The sequence below is a fragment of the Paenibacillus sp. NPDC057934 genome (genome assembly GCF_042887565.1).
In the GTDB taxonomy this organism is placed as follows: domain Bacteria; phylum Bacillota; class Bacilli; order Paenibacillales; family Paenibacillaceae; genus Paenibacillus_AQ.
The window spans coordinates 499,407-517,278 of record NZ_JBHVPB010000005.1 but is presented as its reverse complement, the minus strand read 5'-3'; the positions used below and the strand labels follow the sequence as shown (position 1 = coordinate 517,278).

Sequence of the window (17,872 nt, the reverse complement as noted above, 5' to 3'; positions counted from 1 at the left end):
CGCTCCGACATACCCTGGCGGCTTCACCGCTTCTCTTTGCCGCAAGCTCTCTTGCGAGATATTCTGCTGTCGTTGCTCTTCGTGCGAACGCATCGGTTTCCTCTCTCCTTTCGGTTCGGCTCTTCCGTAACGTGTTGCAACAAGTTACGTACTATGGCCTCTGCTGACTCCTGCCGGTTCAGCGTAGCCTCTCGGTTACGGTTACAAGTTTTTTTTCTTGCTTATCCGACAGGCCTCCCCAGATAAGAACGCCATCTTTCCGCCCACGCCTGCCCAAGTCTACGGCTGCAGCCCTTGGCAGCTTTGGATTTTGTCATGTGTGGGTGACTCATCCGGCTGCAGCCGCCTCTAATTGGGTTCGTGTACCTCAGGCCGTGCTTTTGCCTCCGGCTTCCTTCAGATTCCACCTCACGGTGGACACCCTTGCCCTTGGCTAACGGTAGGCGCTTGCCAGCCCCCGCTCGGGACTTTCACCCTAGAGATGACGCCCATGCTGGGCGTACCACAAAAAAAGCCTGATCCATAATGGATCAGGCTTTTAACGCTTCAGGCGGCTGCTGAACGCAGACCTAAATTCACCAATAGATTACGCTTCGATGATTTCCACGGAAGTCATTTTGTCGCGGCCTTTGAAAGTATCTACAAGATCCATACCTTCTACAACTTTACCAAATACGGTGTGTACGCCGTCCAGGTGTGGTTGTGGAGCGTAGCAGATGTAGAACTGGCTACCGCCGGTGTTCTTGCCAGCGTGTGCCATAGCAAGTGTACCGCGCTCATGCTTGTTAGGGTTGATCTCACAGTTGATGGTGTAGCCTGGGCCACCAGCGCCTGTTCCGTTAGGACAGCCGCCTTGTGCTACGAATCCAGGGATAACACGGTGGAATACCAAACCGTTGTAGAAACCGTCGTTTGCCAGCTTTTCAAAGTTAGCCACAGTATTAGGAGCGTCTTGATCGAACAGATCGATCAGGACTACACCGCCGTTTTCAAGAGTAATTTTCGCTTGCTTTGCCATATGTAAATGACCCCTTTCAAAATTCCAAATGGTAAACACTTTTCTTAGTTTACTATGAAATCACGCACAAAGCAAAACAAGCGGAGACTAGCCCGCCTGTTCTGCTTTGCATGCTATTCGCCTTGCTCCGTACTTCTTCTGTTACTTCGTAACCGCCTGTTTGGCAATACGTTCAGGCACAACATCATTAACGATAATGTCCTGGTAGCTCTCGCGGCGCACGACCAGATCACTCTGGCCATTTTGCACGAAGACCATTGCCGGGCGACGAATCCGGTTGTAGTTACTGGCCATGGAATAGTTATATGCACCAGTGGATGCTACAGCCAGTAGATCACCGCTCTCAGCCTTCGGCAGTTCAACGTCCCAGATCAGCATATCGCCACTCTCGCAGCATTTACCCGCGATGGAGACCTTCTCTGTCGCCGGATCATTGGCACGGTTAGCTAGCATTGCTTCATACTTGGATTGATACAAAGCAGGACGAGGATTATCAGTCATACCACCGTCAACTGCAAGGTATTTACGTACGCCAGGAATATCCTTTTCCGTACCCACAGTGTACAAAGTAGTACCCGCTTCGGCCACGATGCTGCGGCCTGGTTCTGCCCAGATCTCTGGCAGAGAGCTGTAAATTCCGGTAAAGTAAGTTTTCACCGCATCGGTGATGGCTTTTACATAATCGGATACTTGCAGTGGTGTATCTCCTTCGACATAGCGAATACCGAAACCACCACCCAGATTCACAACCTTGAATTCGACATCCAGTCCTTCTTTGACGGTGCGGGCAAAATCTGCTACACGCTCAACAGCAAGTTGGAAGCCCTCGGTCTCGAAAATCTGTGAACCGATATGCGAATGGACACCCAGAAGATTCAGGTTGGCCTTGTCGCTTGTAACTTTAACAGCTTCATAAGCTGCACCGTTGCCGATGTCAAAACCGAACTTGGAGTCGGTCTGACCAGTAGCGGTATATTCATGAGTATGCGCTTCAACACCTGGTGTCACGCGCAGCAGAACATTAACGGTAACTTCTTTGCGTGCTGCAATAGCTTGCAGAAGACTCAATTCAACCAAATTGTCAGCTACAAAGCAGCCGATCTTGGCATCAATCGCCATTTCGATCTCTTCAGACGTCTTGTTGTTGCCATGGAAGTGGATACGCTCTGCCGGGAATCCCGCTTGCAAAGCAGTGTAAAGCTCACCATCCGATACCACATCAAGAGACATGCCTTCTTCGTCGGCCAAGCGCACCATAGCCATGATGGACAAAGCCTTGCTCGCATAAGCTACCTGAAAACCAAGTCCAGATGCCTTGTAAGCCTCCATATATTCGCGGCAGCGACGACGGACCAGTTGCTCGTCCATTATATATAGCGGTGTTCCATACTCCGCTTTCAAATCCGTTACATCACATCCACCGATCTCCAAATGACCCGCATCGTTAATCCGGCTCGTCCCGTGTAAAAACATTCTCAGTCCTCCAGTTTCTATGGAATACGCATTCCATCTGTCTATTGTATGCTCAGGGTCCCCGCAACGTCACTGATCTTAAACTTCGGACAATAATCCACATTGTGGGGGCTGGTTAGTATATTCAGTATAACAGACAAAAGGAACTCCATAGAATGGACTAATTTGCAGTTGATTTGTATTATCCTTATGTTTGTTGTTCGTTGTCCTGTACAGGCGGCATTCTTGTATTATCCCTGGTTTTGTTGAAAGAAGGCCGTGTTTTGGAATTCAGAACAGGTTGACGGAGCAAAATTTCGCCCATAGCCTTTGCATTAAAAGGTATAAACGGCCACAAATACGGGGAGTTGTACGACCGGTGTATTGTCAACAACACAATTAGCAGTGTAGTCCCGATCATGAAGCCCGGCACCTGAAATGCAGCCACCGCGAGCAGGAGTACAAGCCTGATAATCCGGTTCGCAAGTCCAAGCTCATAGCTCGGTGTAGCGAACATTCCGATGGAAGCCACCGCCATATACAACACTACCTCGTTGACGAACAGCCCTGTCTTCACGGCGATGTCGCCAACCAGGATGGCAGCGATCAGACCCATCGCCGAGCCTAAGGGTGTCGGTGTGTGCACCGCGGCCATCCTCAGCAAATCCACCCCAAGCTCCACAATCAGAAACTGGGCCAGTAAGGGAATCTTAGCCATTTTTTGTGGCCCAATAAAATCTAGCATGGGCGGCTTCAGCTCCGGGTGGACGACCAGCAGCAACCACAGTGGCAGCAGAAACATCGAGGCGAAGATCCCGAGGAACCGGACCCACCGCAAGTAACTCCCCATAAAAGGAGTTTGACGGTTCTCTTCAGCATGTTGGCAGAGATCGAAGAAGGTCGTTGGGAGTACCATCACACTGGGGGAGGTATCCACAAAAATGACTACCCGGCCCTCCAGCAAATGGGAGGACACATTATCCGGTCTCTCCGAATAACGGACCAGCGGATAGGGGTTCCATCCTCCATCAACGATTGCCTCTTCCAACTGCTTATCAGCAAGGGGGATACCGTCAATATTCACACTTGTGATTTTATCCGTAACTGCCTTCACTAGCGCCTTGTCTACGATGTCGTCGATATAAGCCACACAGACATCAGTTCGCGTCCGGCGGCCAACCTGATGCATCTCAAATTTCAGACCGGGATCACGCAGCCTCCGTCTGACCAGTGCAATATTGCTAAGCAGAGTCTCCGTAAATCCGTCTCGGGCACCACGCACCACCCGCTCAATGGAAGGCTCTTCCGGATTACGGGCGGGATAAGTCCGGGTATCCATGACGATAACCTGGTTCTCTCCCTCGATGAACAGTGCGCTCATGCCTGACAATACCTTGTTGATAGTTTCGCTGAGCAGTTCTCCCTTTTCCACTTGGATATGAGGGATATAGAGGTCCATGAAGCTAACCAGCACATCACTTGACAAATGTTCTGGAGTGAGGTAGGTCAAACGCTTCAGAATTTCATCCAGAATGTTATCTTTGGCAAATCCACTGATACAGAACAGAGCAGCATTGGCCCCCCCAAACTTCATCTCCCTGAAAATAATATCAAAGGAAGACCCAAGTCCTATAACCTCTGTCAGCGTATCCTTAATGCTTTCGAGCTTATCAGGGATATCATCATTTCCCTGCCAGTAAACCACAGACTCCTCCAGGGAATCCGACCGTTCGTTCTGGCGTTTTAATTGCAGCGGATCCTGCTCTTTAGCTTGAGCCTGACCTTTGGCCCGACTCTTACCCTGAGATTGCTCCGCACTCTGCCCTTTCTTGCCAGAAGCCCTATCCTTTACGGAATCCGATTTCTGTGGAGCCTGCCTACCTTGTCCGTTTCCAACCGGATCTACTTTCTGCTGTTGATCGTTCTGGGCAGATTCCTGGGGCTGATTGCTAGCTGCCTGTTGTTGGCCTTTCTCCTGTTGACCTGTCTCCTGCTGATCCTGCTCCTGTTGGCCTTGCTGTGGTTTACTTTGCTTACTTTGGCCTTGCTGCTCCTGACCACTGGGAGCAGCTTGTTGTTGTCCTTGCGGATCTTGCGACTGTCCGCCGCTACCGCCATCTCCGCCTTGGTCGTCTTGATCGGATTCCTCTTCATCATCTGCGAAGAATCCGAAAAGTCTGGCGAACAGCCCTTTTCCCCCGTTCTCCTGGTCCTGTTCCTGGTCTCCTAGCTCACCGGAGACCTCTACATCCTGTGAGCTTCCTGTACTACTGCTTCCACTACTATCATTTGTACCATTACTGTCATCACTGCTATTTGGACTAACATCTACCTCCTGATCCTCACCTTGTTCAGAGGAGGACCCAGGCTCTGCCGTCTTGGAATCCTTTCCGTATTTCTGGGAACCCGTCTGCTGCTTCGCCTCCGAAGAATTTTGGGCGCCAGAATCGCTTCCTTCGTTCTGACCTTGCTCCTCGCCGCCGTTGTTCCCGTTAACCCATGCCGGGTTTACTCGGGAAGCCTCCGCCTCGGCGCTTGTCTTGCTGGAGGCCAAACCCGATTCCATCGCAAACTCCACTTCTGCATGACTGTTCCCCATTCTTTCTCCGCTCTCTTTGTTGGACTTTGAGCCAGTCCCTTCACTGGCAGCACCAGTGGTAGCAGAGGTAGCACCCCCTACAGAAGAATTATCAGCGGCTGCATGGTCATCATGACTGGAACGCTCACTACTAAAACCTTCCGTAGTCTGATGCTCAGCCGTGGAACTATTAAGCTTAGTATGATCGCCTGCTGAATCATTACTACTGGGGTCAGCGCTAGTTGAGCCCTTCCCCCTGGTGCTCCCGCTAGTTGATCCGTCTCTAGTTGCACTTTCTCCCCTAGTACTACCGCTTGTTGTTCCGCCGCTAGTAGCACCTTCGTCTCTGGCACTACTACCGCTATCCGATCCGCCCTCAGTAGCTCCTACGCCTCCTGTGCTACCACTTGTTGATCCGTCTCCAGTAGCTCCTTCGCTTCTGGTGCTGCCATTGGTTGATTCGTCTCCAGTTGCACTTTCTCCCCTAGCGCTGTCACTGATTGATCCGTCACCTGCAGCACCTTCTCCTGCGAGGCTACTTGTAGCATTGCTTGCTTCTCCTGCCTCTGTAGTTTCTTCAGAGTTCCTCTCCTCGGTACCCAACTCCCCGGAAGCCTCAAGCTCCTGATTCCTACTTTTCACATCATCTCCCGACGAAATCTTCGTTCCTTCTTTGGATTCTGATTTTTTTACTGGCTCGCTTTTCTCTATAGAATCCCCGCTGTGAATATATTTGTTCATTCCATACCCTCCTTTACTTTAAATACACAAACCAGTCAAACAATGAGCCCATGACCTTACCAGCAGTCATTGCCATCAACAGCCCGAACAGGCGATGAACCATTTGCAGACGTTTCGCCAGAATGGGGAGCACATTCAATACTTCAGTTAATGCGGCGGCTAACATGCCGATGAAGATACCGTCAAACAAGCCCACGGCTATTTCTACCAATGGACCCGAGGTTATTTTCCAGTTCCAGAAATCACTGACGGTACCCAGCAGCGACCCTGCGACCATCGCTCCTTCATACCAGTGCACTTTATCGTAAGAAGAGGTCAGTTGAGCCAGGCGGGGGATGATGTCCAGCACAACGAAGAGAGCAATGACGCCACCGCCGACGGCGATCCCTCCCGCAATGCCCAGCAATAGATTAATTCCTAACGATATCGGTGCTGTCATTGCCCCCCACCCTCCGTGTTCTCGGGTATAACGGCTTCACGCCGCTTCATTTTTGCGTACTCCTCGTTAACCACATATTGGTCAATATTTTTCTGGTACAGGAACATCTCGACTTCCAGCGGGGTTGGCTCCTCATTCCATTTTTTCTTGAATAAATGGTTGAAGAAGATCACCATCCCCAGCCCAATGCCCACGGAATAGGCAATCTGGAACAGATAAGGATGCTCATCCTTATGCCCGGTCAGCATCTCTACAATGCGGATCTGCACCTCCTGCATGCTTACATCCGCATGAAAGTTCATAATCGTCAGTGCTGAACCGAAGAACAACAACAACCACACAAGCACGAACAGCGCCGTTGACGGAGGCCGCGACTCCACCGGTCCTATAATCTGTACAATCGTCCTGCCTTCGCCGATGAGCTGGATTTCTACGCCTGGCAGAATCTCGTGAATTCGCGGAATTACCATTAGCAGATCAATCAGAATCAAGTTGCCATCACTTTGCTTGGGTTGAATCAACATTAGAGAGTACAGCGCGTCCTCCCACTCCGGGGCCGTAATGAGATTGGCAATATCCCGGAGCATCACCCCCTGACCTTTGGGAACTGACACCCGGTTTTTGAGCTGTATGAAGATGGTGGCCGCCGAATGGTGTGTCATCCGTATTCCTCCTAAAGGGGATCTGGAGTTGCCTAAGGTGGGCTAGACTCCATAGGGGTTGAAGAAAAGAATAAGGGTAGTATGGGAGAAAAGGCTGAATTTTACTCTTGCAATGGGAATTGGAGGTTTTCACGTAGCGACATTCTGCTTTGAGGCATATAAAAAAGCACCTGTTTCCCTGGATCATCCAGTGGAACAGGTGCTTTTAAACGAATCTGAGCCCTGGGGTATGTCCCCTCAGGCGTACAATGCTACTGAAACAAAATATGTTATCCGGGGCTTTGCTGCCTGGACTGTTGGTTTGAGATGAAGAACAGCGCGGTCCAGATCAGTGCAAACCCGATAATTTGCGGAAGAGTGACCAGTTGGTTGAATACCACCCAGTTAATGACGACACCCGTCATTGGAAAGCTAAGCTCGGCTAGTGTCGCAAAAGAAGCCTTGGTTGTGCTAAGTCCCTTGTAATACAATAGCATACTTAGTAGTCCCGGCAGTAGCGCCTGCAGCAGCAGATTGATAGCCACAGCAGAGGTAGCTCCAAGCCCCCCTTGGAATTGCCAAGGCGCGCGTTCAAACGCCGTAACGACGAACAATAAAGGCAGGGCCAAGATGAAACGCAGCGACGTTACCGTCTCATATTTCATAGAGCCCAGTAGATAGCGGCCCATTACAGTGGACCCTCCCCACAGCGCAGCTGCTCCCAGCGCCATGACACTACTGATGCTAATAAAATTGTTCACATGACCGAATGGAATGCTCCAGCCGAAGGTAAGCAAATACGTTCCGGCCAAGGCTACGATCATCAGGGGGGCAAAATGCTTCGGCAACCTCTCCTTGAGGAGGAGGGCCGCAAGCCCGATAGCGAACAATGGCTGCAGCTTCTGCAGCAGCAGTACAGCATTGAGATCCCCACTGGACAATGCCATGGTGAACAGAATCGTAGCAACTGCTGAACCACCCCAGGAGACGATCAGCAGTGCTCCCGCCTGGCGGAAGCGGATAGCTTTCAATTCGGCGCGGTGGCGCCAGAGAACCGGAAAAGCGGCTACAAACAGCACGATATGCTCCAGCAATACAATTTGCAAAGAGGTCAACGACTTGAGCAGGATGATGCGAAACAGCGGGTCCACGCCCCAGAGCGCCGCTCCCATGACAACCAGCCAAAAACCGCTCCGCAGACGCGCCGGGCGCACTACGGATGATGAAGCAGATACATTACTCATCTTACATTCTCCTTGTCGATACAATCCCTCGATTAAGAGACCAAAAACCCCCGATTTGCCTTAGAACAGGCAATACTCGGGGGTATTATCAATAAAAGCGTACAGGAAACAGGCCCCGCGCCTTTATCTTATGATCCTCTCCCATCCGGACTTTACCGTCGGCTCTGGAATTGCACCAGATCAGTCGCCTCTCCTGCTAACAGGTGGAAACGAGTCGCGGGCTTTGTTCACTCTGAACATTACCGCCGGTTAGGAATTTCACCTACCCCGAGAATCTTGTATTCCGTTATTATTTTCACAACCAACAATAAACCTTCTGTCGCCATTCGTCCAGCCTTTTATGAAAATATTCATATTTCTTTCATACAACAAAAGCAATTTCGTCTCTGAGAGCGAGAGATTTCCCACTACATATATGGGATATTTAAGTTATAATTCCTCAAATTCTATGCGCCGCTTCTGATCACTGTCACTGTCTTCTTGGCCATCTACTCTGTCATCACGATATTCCAAATATTGAAGCGGCGGACTAGGCACATCGTACTGCTCTCATTCACCGGGCTCTGCCTACTATCTACTGCTGGCTTTGAGCTTAGTAAAGTGTATGTGAACAGCTTTGGCGAGATCAATGAGCAAGAGGTCAACCTGGCAGAATACGCCCCTTGTACCCTCAATACCAAAGCTGCTGCACTCACTGAACCTACGACCTTTACCATTCGTGAAAATCTTCCGCGTCTTGACGGCGCCACAGCTCTTTATCCGCTATATGCATCTGCATCCTTTGCCCAGGCTGTGTATCCTTCAGGCGAGTACCAGCCTTATGGTGCAGACAGCGTAATCACCTGTTCAACAACTCCAGAAGCCTATAAACACTTGCTTGAAGGCGAGGTCGATATAATCTTTGCCGCGGCCCCATCACAGTCTCAGCAGGAAGAAGCACAGCGAAAAGGCGTGCAGCTTAAGCTGACGCCGATTGGCCGGGAGGCCTTCGTATTCTTCGTGAACCGGCGCAATGCGGTCAAGGGGCTTACCATTACACAGATCCAGGAAATCTACTCGGGAAAAACCACTAACTGGAAAGAGGTAGGAGGCAGCAATGACCGGATTCGGGCCTTCCAGCGCCCTGAAGACAGCGGCAGCCAGACCATGCTTCAGAAGGTCATGGGGCACACACCGCTTATGACCCCTCCGAAAAAAGATGTTGCCGACCTCATGAGCGGTATCATCAGCTGGACCGCAAACTACCGTAATTTCCGGAATGCGCTGGGCTACAGCTTCCTGTTCTACGCCTCAGAGCTGAACCATGACGGAGAAATTGCATTACTGGAGATCAATGGGGTACGGCCGGAGAGGACGACGATCCGTAGGGGTGAATATCCTTTTGCCACCGCGTTTTATGCCGTCACTGCCGGCAGCAGCAACCCTAACATCGAGCCGTTTCTCGACTGGATCACCTCACCGCAGGGACAAGAACTGGTGGAGAAGACTGGTTATACTTCTTTGAAATGAGATCTGTTGGGTATTCCCATACGCTTGGAACATCCATTGGCTTATTCTGCTGCCACTGTAGGTGACAGTAGCTTTGAAAGCAGTCCATGCTTCGGGGAAGCCAGGAAACTGATCATGAACAGCACCCCGGTAGCGAAAGCCATCGAACCTGATATCGACGTATCGAGCCAGGCTGCGGTATAGTATCCTGCCACTGCAGCCAGGACACCAAAGCCCCCACTGAGCACAAACATCAAAGACAAGCGGTCTGTCCAAAGATAAGCTGAAGCTGCTGGAGTGATCAGCATGGCGACGACCATGATCGCCCCTACCGCATCAAACGCTGCCACTGTAGTAATAGACAGCAACGACATGAATGCGTAGTGCATAACGACAACCGGAATCCCGATGCTTGCAGCCAAGGCAGGATCAAAGGATGTGATTTTCCATTCTTTATAGAATCCAATCACTGCCGCTAGAACTACCAACAATACAATGGATAGGATGAATGTGGCCTCGGGAATGTCGCCGATCCATGGCAAATGCACCGTCGTCCAAGGTACAAAAGTGATTTCGCCCATCAAAGCATGCTTCACGTCCAAATGCGCATTACCCACCTTCGTAGCGATCAAGATCACTCCCACCGCAAACAAGGTTGTGAACACCACCCCAATCGACGCCTCACCCTGTACTCCGCGCGACTGCAGCCACTGGATTAATATCGAAGTCAATAATCCTGCCACGACAGCACCGATCAGCATGTGATACCCGCTAAGTTCACGGGTGACCAAAAAAGCAACAACAATACCCAGGAGCACGGTATGACTGATGGCATCCGCCATCATCGCCATTCTGCGCAAAATCAACAGGACGCCGATTGTGCCACATGACAGACCTACCAGAGATGCGGTAAGCAAAATCCAGCCTGTATAGCTCATCAGTATCCCCCCTCCTTCACGACTGTTCTCTCTCTCTCGGCCGGAGCCGACAATTCACTCTTTATTCTGCTTCGCTGCTGCAGGCGGACAATCACTAGACCTTTCTGGGCACCGAACAGCAAAGAAATTACGAAGAAGGCCGCAGATGAAACAACGATGAACGGACCCGTAGGCCATCCTTTACCCATCGTACTTATCACCGTTCCAATGACACCTGATCCTCCCCCGATAAGGGCTGCACCGATCAGCATCCATTTAAAGGAATGCGTCCAGTACCGTGCGCTCACCGCTGGAATAATTAATAAGGCTGACATGAGGATAACCCCGACAGCTTGAATCCCGATGACTATTACCAGTACCAGCACACCTGAATAGAGACTGTTCATCAACCGGACTGACAAACCAAGACCTTTGGCAAAAGCAGGGTCGAACAGAAACAGCTTCCATTCCTTGAACCCCAGCCAGACGATGGAGATGACCACCAGGCCCAGCGCACTCATAGTGTAGACATCAGTGCGAACCATAGAAGCTGCCTGCCCGAAAATGAATCCGTCGAGACCGCTAACATTGCCGCCCCCGGTCCGGTTCACGATCGTGAGCAGCATAATCCCAAGTCCGAAAAATACGGATAACACGATCCCCATCGCTGTATCTTCCTTGATTCGGCTGGAGGAAACTACCCATTGCACCAGGAAAGCACCGATCAGTGCGCTGATGGCCGCACCCAAGATCAGAACAGGTAGCATCTTCACACCGGTGATGGCAAAAGCAATAACTACGCCCGGCAGTGCCGCATGGGACAGCGCGTCACTCATCAGACTTTGCCGCTTCCAATAAGCGAGACAACCAATCATTCCTGAGGCGACACCAAGCACGAGCATGCTAAGCAATACCCACCAAGCATTGGGTGACAGTAAGAGCGTCATGACGGCACCTCTTGTCTCCAGCGCAGGCCTGCCCCGTAGGTCCGGTACACATTGTCTTTCGTGAACACATCCGCCGTCTCCCCATAATTCATCACCGTGCGGTTAAGTAGCAGCACATGATCAAAGTAATCCTCCACGGTCTGGAGATCATGATGCACGACCATAACTGTCTTACTGCGCCCCTTCAGTTCTCTCAACGTGGTCATAATTGCCTGCTCCGTGGCCGCATCCACACCTGCGAGCGGTTCATCCATGAAATACAGCTCGGCATCCTGGACCAGTGCACGGGCTAGAAAGACCCGCTGCTGCTGTCCACCAGACAGCTGGCTGATCTGGCGGCGGGCATAATCTGCCATGCCCATCTGCTCCAGTGCCGTCATCGCCTGGTCGCGGTGCCGTGCTTTGGGCGACTTCAGCCACCCCACATTTCCATACAGCCCCATCATTACGACATCCAGCGCATCTGTGGGGAAATCCCAGTCCACGGAGCCACGCTGCGGGACATAGCCGATTTTTTTGCGCATCGTCTTCAGCGGCTCTCCAGCAAATTGAACCGTTCCCCCCAGCTTTGGATGCAGCTCCAGCATCACCTTCAGCAGGGTCGACTTACCCGCGCCGTTGGGGCCGACAATTCCCGTTAGCGATTTCTTAGGCAGCTCGAAATTGACTTCGTCCAGGACTTTACTTTTCCGATAAGCGGCCGACAAACCTGTGACACTTAGTCCCTGCATATTAGTTACCTCCCCCGCCAAGCGCCGTAGCAATGGTCTTAACATTATGTCGATACATCCCGATATAGGTTCCTTCCGGGGTCCCGCCGTCTCCCATCGCATCCGAGAACAACTCGCCGCCGAGCTTCACCTTAAGCCCTCTGCTGCCTGCGCCCTGGATCACCGCATTGATCGAATTCTGGTTGACGCTACTCTCTACAAACACAGCAGGAACCTTATACTCCAGGAGCAGCCCTATAGTATCATCCACATCCGTAATACCAATCTCATCTTCAGTACTGAGGCCTTGCAGACCGACCACCTTCAGATCATGCATCCGTCCAAAATAGCCAAAAGCATCATGGGCGGTTACCAATACTCTCTGCGTTTCAGGAATGGTGCTCATCATGTGTGCTGACTCTGTCTTCAATTCATCCAACTTTTTAAGATAGTCATTCTTGTTCGCTTCGAACAGCTCGGCATGTTCCGGGAAATGCTCCTTCAGCCCGTCTGTAGCGGAGCCAAGCGCCGTTCCCCAAAGATCAATATCAAACCAAACATGGGGATCGGTATCCCCCTTCTCATCCTTCAGTCGTAAATCCTCGGGGATGGCTTCAGCAATCGCCTTTACGGGCTTGGTTTTGCCTATCTGCTCAAAGACCTCCGTCATATTGCCCTCCAAATGAGGTCCGCTGTAGAACACAATGTCCGCCGAAGCCATCTTCTTAATATCCCCCTGCGTCGCGTTATACAAGTGAGGGTCCACGCCAGGCCCCATCAAACTGCTGACGCTGACCTTATCCCCACCAATAATGGAGAGCGGCTCCGCAATCTGCGCGATGGTGGTGACAATAGCGATTTTCCCGTCCGATTCTGCTCCCTTACCTTCCTGACCTTCCGCTGAACATGCCGATAATACCAATGACAACACCAAGGACAGCGCGATGCCACTCCTTGCCTTCCTACCCTTCAGTCTCTCTCTCATTTTGTTTCCTCCTCTTGACAACCTGATGATCAGGTAATTTTCAGAAAATAAATAAATGACCTCACGAAAATATTTTTCCCTAGGGAAACAATTGTTTCTATAACCAAAATTAATTCCTTATCGCTGATTTGTCAAGAAATTAATCATACAATCTGTACACTTCTTCAATTTATTTTCCGATATAAATATCAGTATGTTTACCCATAACGTTGATTTAACAGGGATTACAGGCTCCATTTCCACATGAACTTTACATATACTAAAAAAATTTAATGAATGAAACACTTTTCACTTCATTGTAGTCGCTATCTTTCTATCAATGAAAAAACACTTCTGCTTGTCAGTCTAAAATGAAATGTTTTATACTTAAACCACTGCAACTTTTGGAAAGTTTTGTCGTCTAACCTATATATATGCCGTCATAGGCATCGCAGATAAATAGACTGTGTTCATACATAGGATCAATACACAAGGATGGTGAGATGGTGAAATGAAGAAGTACGGTTTGTGGGCAGTGCTGCTGATTCTTGCGCTCGTACTGGTATTTCCCGTTACGGGACATGCCGCCACACCCAGCACACACATTAATCTGGATGGTAACGATCTGGTGATGCCAGGGGATGTTCAGGTCCAGATTGTGAACGGAAGTGTCATGGTGCCACTTCGTCTCGTCACGGAGCAGCTAGGGTATGGCGTCAAATGGGATAATATCTCGAAGACAGCGACGATTGAGCAGGCTGGACGTATGCTGCAACTGGTCGTGAACCAGAAAGAAGCGGACGCAGACGGTGTGAAAATCAACCTCGATAATCCGCCCTTCCTAAGCAAAGGCATCACGTTTGTTCCGTTAAGATTTATCGGAGAGCAGACAGGTGCCACCGTCGGTTGGGACAATATTACCAAGACCGTATACTTAACCTCACCGGCACAGGAGATTGGCGTCGGTAACGGAGGATCGCCTTCTCCTACGCCTGCACCTGGAGGTATACCCTCCCAGGCACCCAATAATGGAAGCGAAGTCACCCCGCCGGGAGGTATCCCTACTCCTCCGGCAAGTACAACATCGGCATCCTTGACAGATATGAACTTTAATGACAACAAGTTGATCCTCTCTTTGAACGGAAGTGTGAATCCGAGCATCTTTACGATGACCGGTACTGACCGGATCGTTATCGACCTGCCAAATACCAACTTTGGACAAGCCTTCAGCCAGCGACTGCCGCTGACTGCTGGACAAAGTGGACAAGTGCCAATAACAGGTTATCCTGATGTCACCGGAGTCCGATATTCCCTGTTCAGCAGCACACCGTCAACGATACGTATTGTTCTGGACTTGAATAGTGCTAAAACGTACGGTGTGACCAATGCTAATGATGGTCTGCTGATTATTGATTTGAACGGGACCGGCGGCTATATCCCTGCCCCGAGTGCTACTCCGATCCCGACACCAACGCCGGATACATCCGTGACGCCACTGCCTGGCGACTCTGGCAAGAAGGTGATCGTAATAGATGCCGGACACGGCGGAAGCGATCCCGGAGCCGGCAGCCTGAACAATTTCAAAGAGAAGGACTTCACACTCGCAGTTGTCCTCAAAATCGAGGCCCTACTGAAGAACGAACCAAATATCCAAGTCGTGCTTACCCGCAGTGGAGATACATATCCAACGCTGCAAGATAGAGCCAAGCTAGCTAATAATCTTAATGCTTCGTTGTTTGTTTCCGTACATGGCAACAGTCCTCCAGTGGGGACCAAAACCAGCCCAAGTGGAACGGAGACCCATTATTCTCGTAAAGAAAGCCTTCAATTTGCTCAGATCGTCCACAAATATCTGATTCAGGCCACCGGCCTGCCAGACCGTGGAATTAAACAGACCAGCCTGCACGTGACGAGGGAAACCAAAATGCCAGCCATTCTGCTGGAAGTTGGGTTCCTCACCAACGCGAAGGATGAGGCTTTGATGTACTCCGATGATTTCCAGCAAAAGGTTGCCGAGGCGGTTGTCGCCGGCATCAAGGAATATTTGAACATTTAGTCAGGTGGAGAGGTTCCGATGTGAAACTAACCAACTGCTTAAAGCCAAAAAATCCAGTCCCTGCAACGGGCTGGATTTTTTATTTATATTCTATTAGGCCTGTCGATTGTCCAAAATAAGTAATTGGGGGATTTGGAATCATGATAAATTATCTTTATACCATGAAGCCGTCCAGATTAGCGGAAATTTTTTGAGATAACGATATTAATAGCTTCCGCTCTTCTTCTGAAAGATCTTGGGAAGCCGCTTTCTCCATTTCCGTCCAAACGGCAGTAGCCTTATCCACGAGTTCCCGACCAACCTCCGTTAATTTAACAAGTGTGACACGTCCATCCTTGGGTGAGCGGGAGCGAGTGACTAGCCCTGCTTCCTCCAATCGTCGAACTGACTTGGCAACAGTAGAATGATCAAGTCGCATAGTACGTCCGAGACATTGCTGTGATTGTCCGTCTTGCTCTCCTAACTGCATCAGCATAATCTCTTGACCTGCGAATAAACCAGCCTCACGCAACAAATTGGCTGCCAAACCACGGTGCGATCTAGCCATAGAAAAAACGGCGAAATTAATGGGAAATCGCTGGATAACATGCGTATCCTGCTCATCCTTAGGTGAACAGGCGCTCTGCTCAGTCTCTTCGAAATTATTCATCTTTCTTATCACCTTTCCGCTTTTACTTAATATTAAGCGTAGAGAATTATTCTACACTTGTAAAGAAGCGGATATATACATAAAAAATCGCGCCATAACACAGCTTCAATTCTGCTGTATTATGGCGCCGCACAAATGAAAATTATAGATCAAAACTTATTTCAAAGTCGGGTAATCGGTATAGCCGTGGCTGTCACCGCCATAAAAGGTTGTAGGATCGGCTGCATTTAATGGAGCTCCTGATTTCAAACGATCTACTAAATCAGGATTGGCTAGCGCCCAGGTTCCTACCGAGACAATATCAGCTAAATTATCTTTCAAGTCTCTGTCCAGTTCTTCCAAAGGACGTCCAGGACGATTAACGATCAGCACCGTTGGCCAAGCCGAACGTATTTCCTTAAGCCGTTCTTCATCGCCACCATGTAGAATGTGAAGATAGGCTAAGTTAAGTTCTGCCAGTTTAGATACCAAGTATTCATATACTTTAGGACCGTCTGTGCCTTCAATAAGATCTCCAATAGGAACCCCAGGGGAAAGTCTGATTCCTGTACGACTAGCTCCAATTTCCTCAGCTACTGCAGTCGCCACTTCGAGAGCAAATCTAGCGCGATTTTCAATCGAACCTCCGTACGAATCTGTGCGTACATTTGCATTCTCGGAAATAAATTGATGTACCAGATAACCGTTTGCCCCATGGATTTCCACCCCATCAGCGCCTGCTTGTATGGCCGCTGCGGCTGCTCTGCGGAAATCACTAATCGTTTCTTGGATTTCTTCCAAACTTAACTCACGCGGAACAGGAACATCTTGCAAGCCTGTTGCTGTGTACATTTGTGTCTTAGGAGCAATTGCTGACGGTGCCACTGGCTGACGGTGATGAGGTGTATTGTCTGGATGTGACATGCGCCCTGCATGCATAAGCTGAATGAACAAGTGTCCACCAGCTTCGTGAACGCGATCAGCTACCTGTTTCCAGCCTGCAATATGCTCTTCTGTATAAATTCCTGGTGAAAATAAATAACCTTGTCCATCCTCCGAAGGCTGCGCTCCTTCACTGATTAGAAGGCCCATTGATGCTCGTTGTGCATAATACTCCGCACTATGTGTTCCTGGAGTTCCGTCAAATTGAGCGCGCGATCTTGTCATTGGCGCAAGTGCCAAACGATGCTGTAAATTTATATCCCCAACTACTACTGGCTTCCAAATTGTACTCATTAAAAAAACTCCTCTCAATTTAAATAAATGTTGCCGGCAACATAAATTTAACAGGAGGACATTCGAATGTCAACATATTTATGTTTCCGGCAACATATTTTAATAAACTTTTGCATAAGAAGACCTTGAAAGTACCACTTTGACAGCAAATTGCATCATATGCCTGAACCTAAACTCAATGTTTAGTTTGTCATATTTTAGGAATGGGTAATGCAAGGTAGTGGGGGAATAGAAACAAATATCCGCTATTTCAAGTCTGGAAAAGGAAAGAAAGGATCGTAACTAGATTGGAGGGGATTTATTGAATCTTCGCAGAGTTGCACGATCCATGCTCTTAATCTTATCGTACGTTATATCCAGCACAACGGTATCTGCCGATTGGGCATTCCAGTTCGTTGTGTATAACGGGACTGTATATGTCCATCAAGGTACATATACACCGGTTGAGAAAATAGGAAAGAAAATCGGCGAAGTAACGTTCTATTCCGATCGTGAAGGGACGTATTCCGGTAATTACTCGAATACCTATCCGAAAGGGACGCCCTACTACCGTATCCTCGATGTCAGTGATTCCGCAGTCATCGCGGTACAAGAAAGCGATGGTCGGTACGCAACCTTGCTTTATCACGGCAAATATAACGGTAAAACAAACTATACCAAGCCGATCATGCTATTCCTCATTGGCTTTATTATCGTAGGTTGTGCCGTTTGGCTATGGGTACGAAAACGTCGATTACAGTAAAAAAACCGCCTCAAAGGCGGTTTCTTACTCCAGTTACATCAACATTGAAACTAAACATAACCCGAAAAATA

Annotated in this window: 15 protein-coding genes, 1 pseudogene and 1 riboswitch; of the genes and pseudogenes, 4 read left to right on the top strand and 12 right to left on the bottom strand. The window is 49.6% G+C overall.

Annotated elements, in window-relative coordinates; translation table 11 throughout:
• Nucleotides 1–586 precede the first annotated feature (586 nt).
• From ACFVRY_RS14875 to ACFVRY_RS14855, 5 genes and pseudogenes are all read right to left on the bottom strand, one after another.
• Nucleotides 587–1,018, bottom strand: a complete 432-nt coding sequence (locus tag ACFVRY_RS14875) for a peptidylprolyl isomerase (protein ID WP_066363457.1) — start codon at nt 1,016–1,018, stop codon at nt 587–589.
• Nucleotides 1,019–1,159: 141 nt separating this feature from the next.
• Nucleotides 1,160–2,491 (bottom strand): diaminopimelate decarboxylase, encoded by a 1,332-nt coding sequence (gene lysA, locus ACFVRY_RS14870; RefSeq protein ID WP_387500957.1) that lies wholly within the window; start codon nt 2,489–2,491, stop codon nt 1,160–1,162.
• 187 nt (nt 2,492–2,678) lie between these two features.
• Nucleotides 2,679–4,316: pseudogene (locus ACFVRY_RS14865) on the bottom strand (spore germination protein); the annotation flags it as partial.
• A 1,486-nt stretch (nt 4,317–5,802) separates the two neighbouring features.
• Entirely contained in the window at nt 5,803–6,228 is a 426-nt protein-coding gene (locus ACFVRY_RS14860) for a stage V sporulation protein AB (protein ID WP_387500956.1), read from the bottom strand.
• The gene (locus ACFVRY_RS14855) at nt 6,225–6,890 is read right to left on the bottom strand and encodes a stage V sporulation protein AA (protein ID WP_387500955.1); all 666 of its coding nucleotides are present in this window, start codon (nt 6,888–6,890) and stop codon (nt 6,225–6,227) included. The genes ACFVRY_RS14860 and ACFVRY_RS14855 overlap by 4 nt, the downstream gene beginning before the upstream one ends.
• Before the next feature lie 58 nt (nt 6,891–6,948).
• Between ACFVRY_RS14855 and ACFVRY_RS14850 the strand changes: the two genes are divergently transcribed.
• Nucleotides 6,949–7,200, top strand: coding sequence for a hypothetical protein (locus ACFVRY_RS14850; RefSeq protein ID WP_387500954.1), 252 nt, complete (start codon nt 6,949–6,951; stop codon nt 7,198–7,200).
• Here the strand turns inward: ACFVRY_RS14850 and ACFVRY_RS14845 are convergent.
• The gene (locus ACFVRY_RS14845; protein ID WP_387500953.1) at nt 7,160–8,113 is read right to left on the bottom strand and encodes a DMT family transporter; all 954 of its coding nucleotides are present in this window, start codon (nt 8,111–8,113) and stop codon (nt 7,160–7,162) included. The genes ACFVRY_RS14850 and ACFVRY_RS14845 overlap by 41 nt on opposite strands.
• Before the next feature lie 129 nt (nt 8,114–8,242).
• Nucleotides 8,243–8,392, bottom strand: a riboswitch (FMN riboswitch).
• A 201-nt stretch (nt 8,393–8,593) separates the two neighbouring features.
• Between ACFVRY_RS14845 and ACFVRY_RS14840 the strand changes: the two genes are divergently transcribed.
• The gene (locus ACFVRY_RS14840; protein ID WP_387500952.1) at nt 8,594–9,622 is read left to right on the top strand and encodes a PstS family phosphate ABC transporter substrate-binding protein; all 1,029 of its coding nucleotides are present in this window, start codon (nt 8,594–8,596) and stop codon (nt 9,620–9,622) included.
• Nucleotides 9,623–9,663: 41 nt separating this feature from the next.
• Here the strand turns inward: ACFVRY_RS14840 and ACFVRY_RS14835 are convergent, their stop codons facing one another.
• From ACFVRY_RS14835 to ACFVRY_RS14820, 4 genes are read right to left on the bottom strand one after another with little or no spacing between them, the layout of a single operon-like run.
• Nucleotides 9,664–10,539, bottom strand: coding sequence for a metal ABC transporter permease (locus tag ACFVRY_RS14835; protein ID WP_066363472.1), 876 nt, complete (start codon nt 10,537–10,539; stop codon nt 9,664–9,666).
• The gene (locus tag ACFVRY_RS14830; protein WP_387500951.1) at nt 10,539–11,465 is read right to left on the bottom strand and encodes a metal ABC transporter permease; all 927 of its coding nucleotides are present in this window, start codon (nt 11,463–11,465) and stop codon (nt 10,539–10,541) included. The genes ACFVRY_RS14835 and ACFVRY_RS14830 overlap by 1 nt, the downstream gene beginning before the upstream one ends.
• Nucleotides 11,462–12,196 carry a metal ABC transporter ATP-binding protein gene (locus ACFVRY_RS14825; RefSeq protein ID WP_387500950.1) on the bottom strand — a complete coding sequence of 245 codons (735 nt, stop codon included), beginning with the start codon at nt 12,194–12,196 and terminating at the stop codon, nt 11,462–11,464. Before ACFVRY_RS14825 ends, ACFVRY_RS14830 begins: the two co-directional genes overlap by 4 nt.
• Nucleotide 12,197: 1 nt before the next feature.
• Nucleotides 12,198–13,160, bottom strand: coding sequence for a metal ABC transporter solute-binding protein, Zn/Mn family (locus ACFVRY_RS14820; RefSeq protein WP_387500949.1), 963 nt, complete (start codon nt 13,158–13,160; stop codon nt 12,198–12,200).
• 490 nt (nt 13,161–13,650) lie between these two features.
• Here ACFVRY_RS14820 and ACFVRY_RS14815 point away from each other — a divergent pair, with 490 nt between their 5' ends.
• Entirely contained in the window at nt 13,651–15,195 is a 1,545-nt protein-coding gene (locus tag ACFVRY_RS14815) for an N-acetylmuramoyl-L-alanine amidase family protein (protein ID WP_387500948.1), read from the top strand.
• 154 nt (nt 15,196–15,349) lie between these two features.
• Here the strand turns inward: ACFVRY_RS14815 and ACFVRY_RS14810 are convergent, their stop codons facing one another.
• On the bottom strand, nt 15,350–15,844 hold the full coding sequence (locus ACFVRY_RS14810) for a MarR family winged helix-turn-helix transcriptional regulator (protein WP_387500947.1): 495 nt from the start codon (nt 15,842–15,844) through the stop codon (nt 15,350–15,352).
• A 156-nt stretch (nt 15,845–16,000) separates the two neighbouring features.
• Nucleotides 16,001–17,059: an alkene reductase gene (locus ACFVRY_RS14805; protein WP_387500946.1), complete on the bottom strand. Its 1,059-nt coding sequence runs from the start codon at nt 17,057–17,059 to the stop codon at nt 16,001–16,003.
• Between the two features lie 301 nt (nt 17,060–17,360).
• On the opposite strand from ACFVRY_RS14805, the gene ACFVRY_RS14800 reads away from it, so the two are divergent.
• On the top strand, nt 17,361–17,801 hold the full coding sequence (locus ACFVRY_RS14800) for a hypothetical protein (protein WP_387500945.1): 441 nt from the start codon (nt 17,361–17,363) through the stop codon (nt 17,799–17,801).
• Nucleotides 17,802–17,872: the final 71 nt, after the last annotated feature.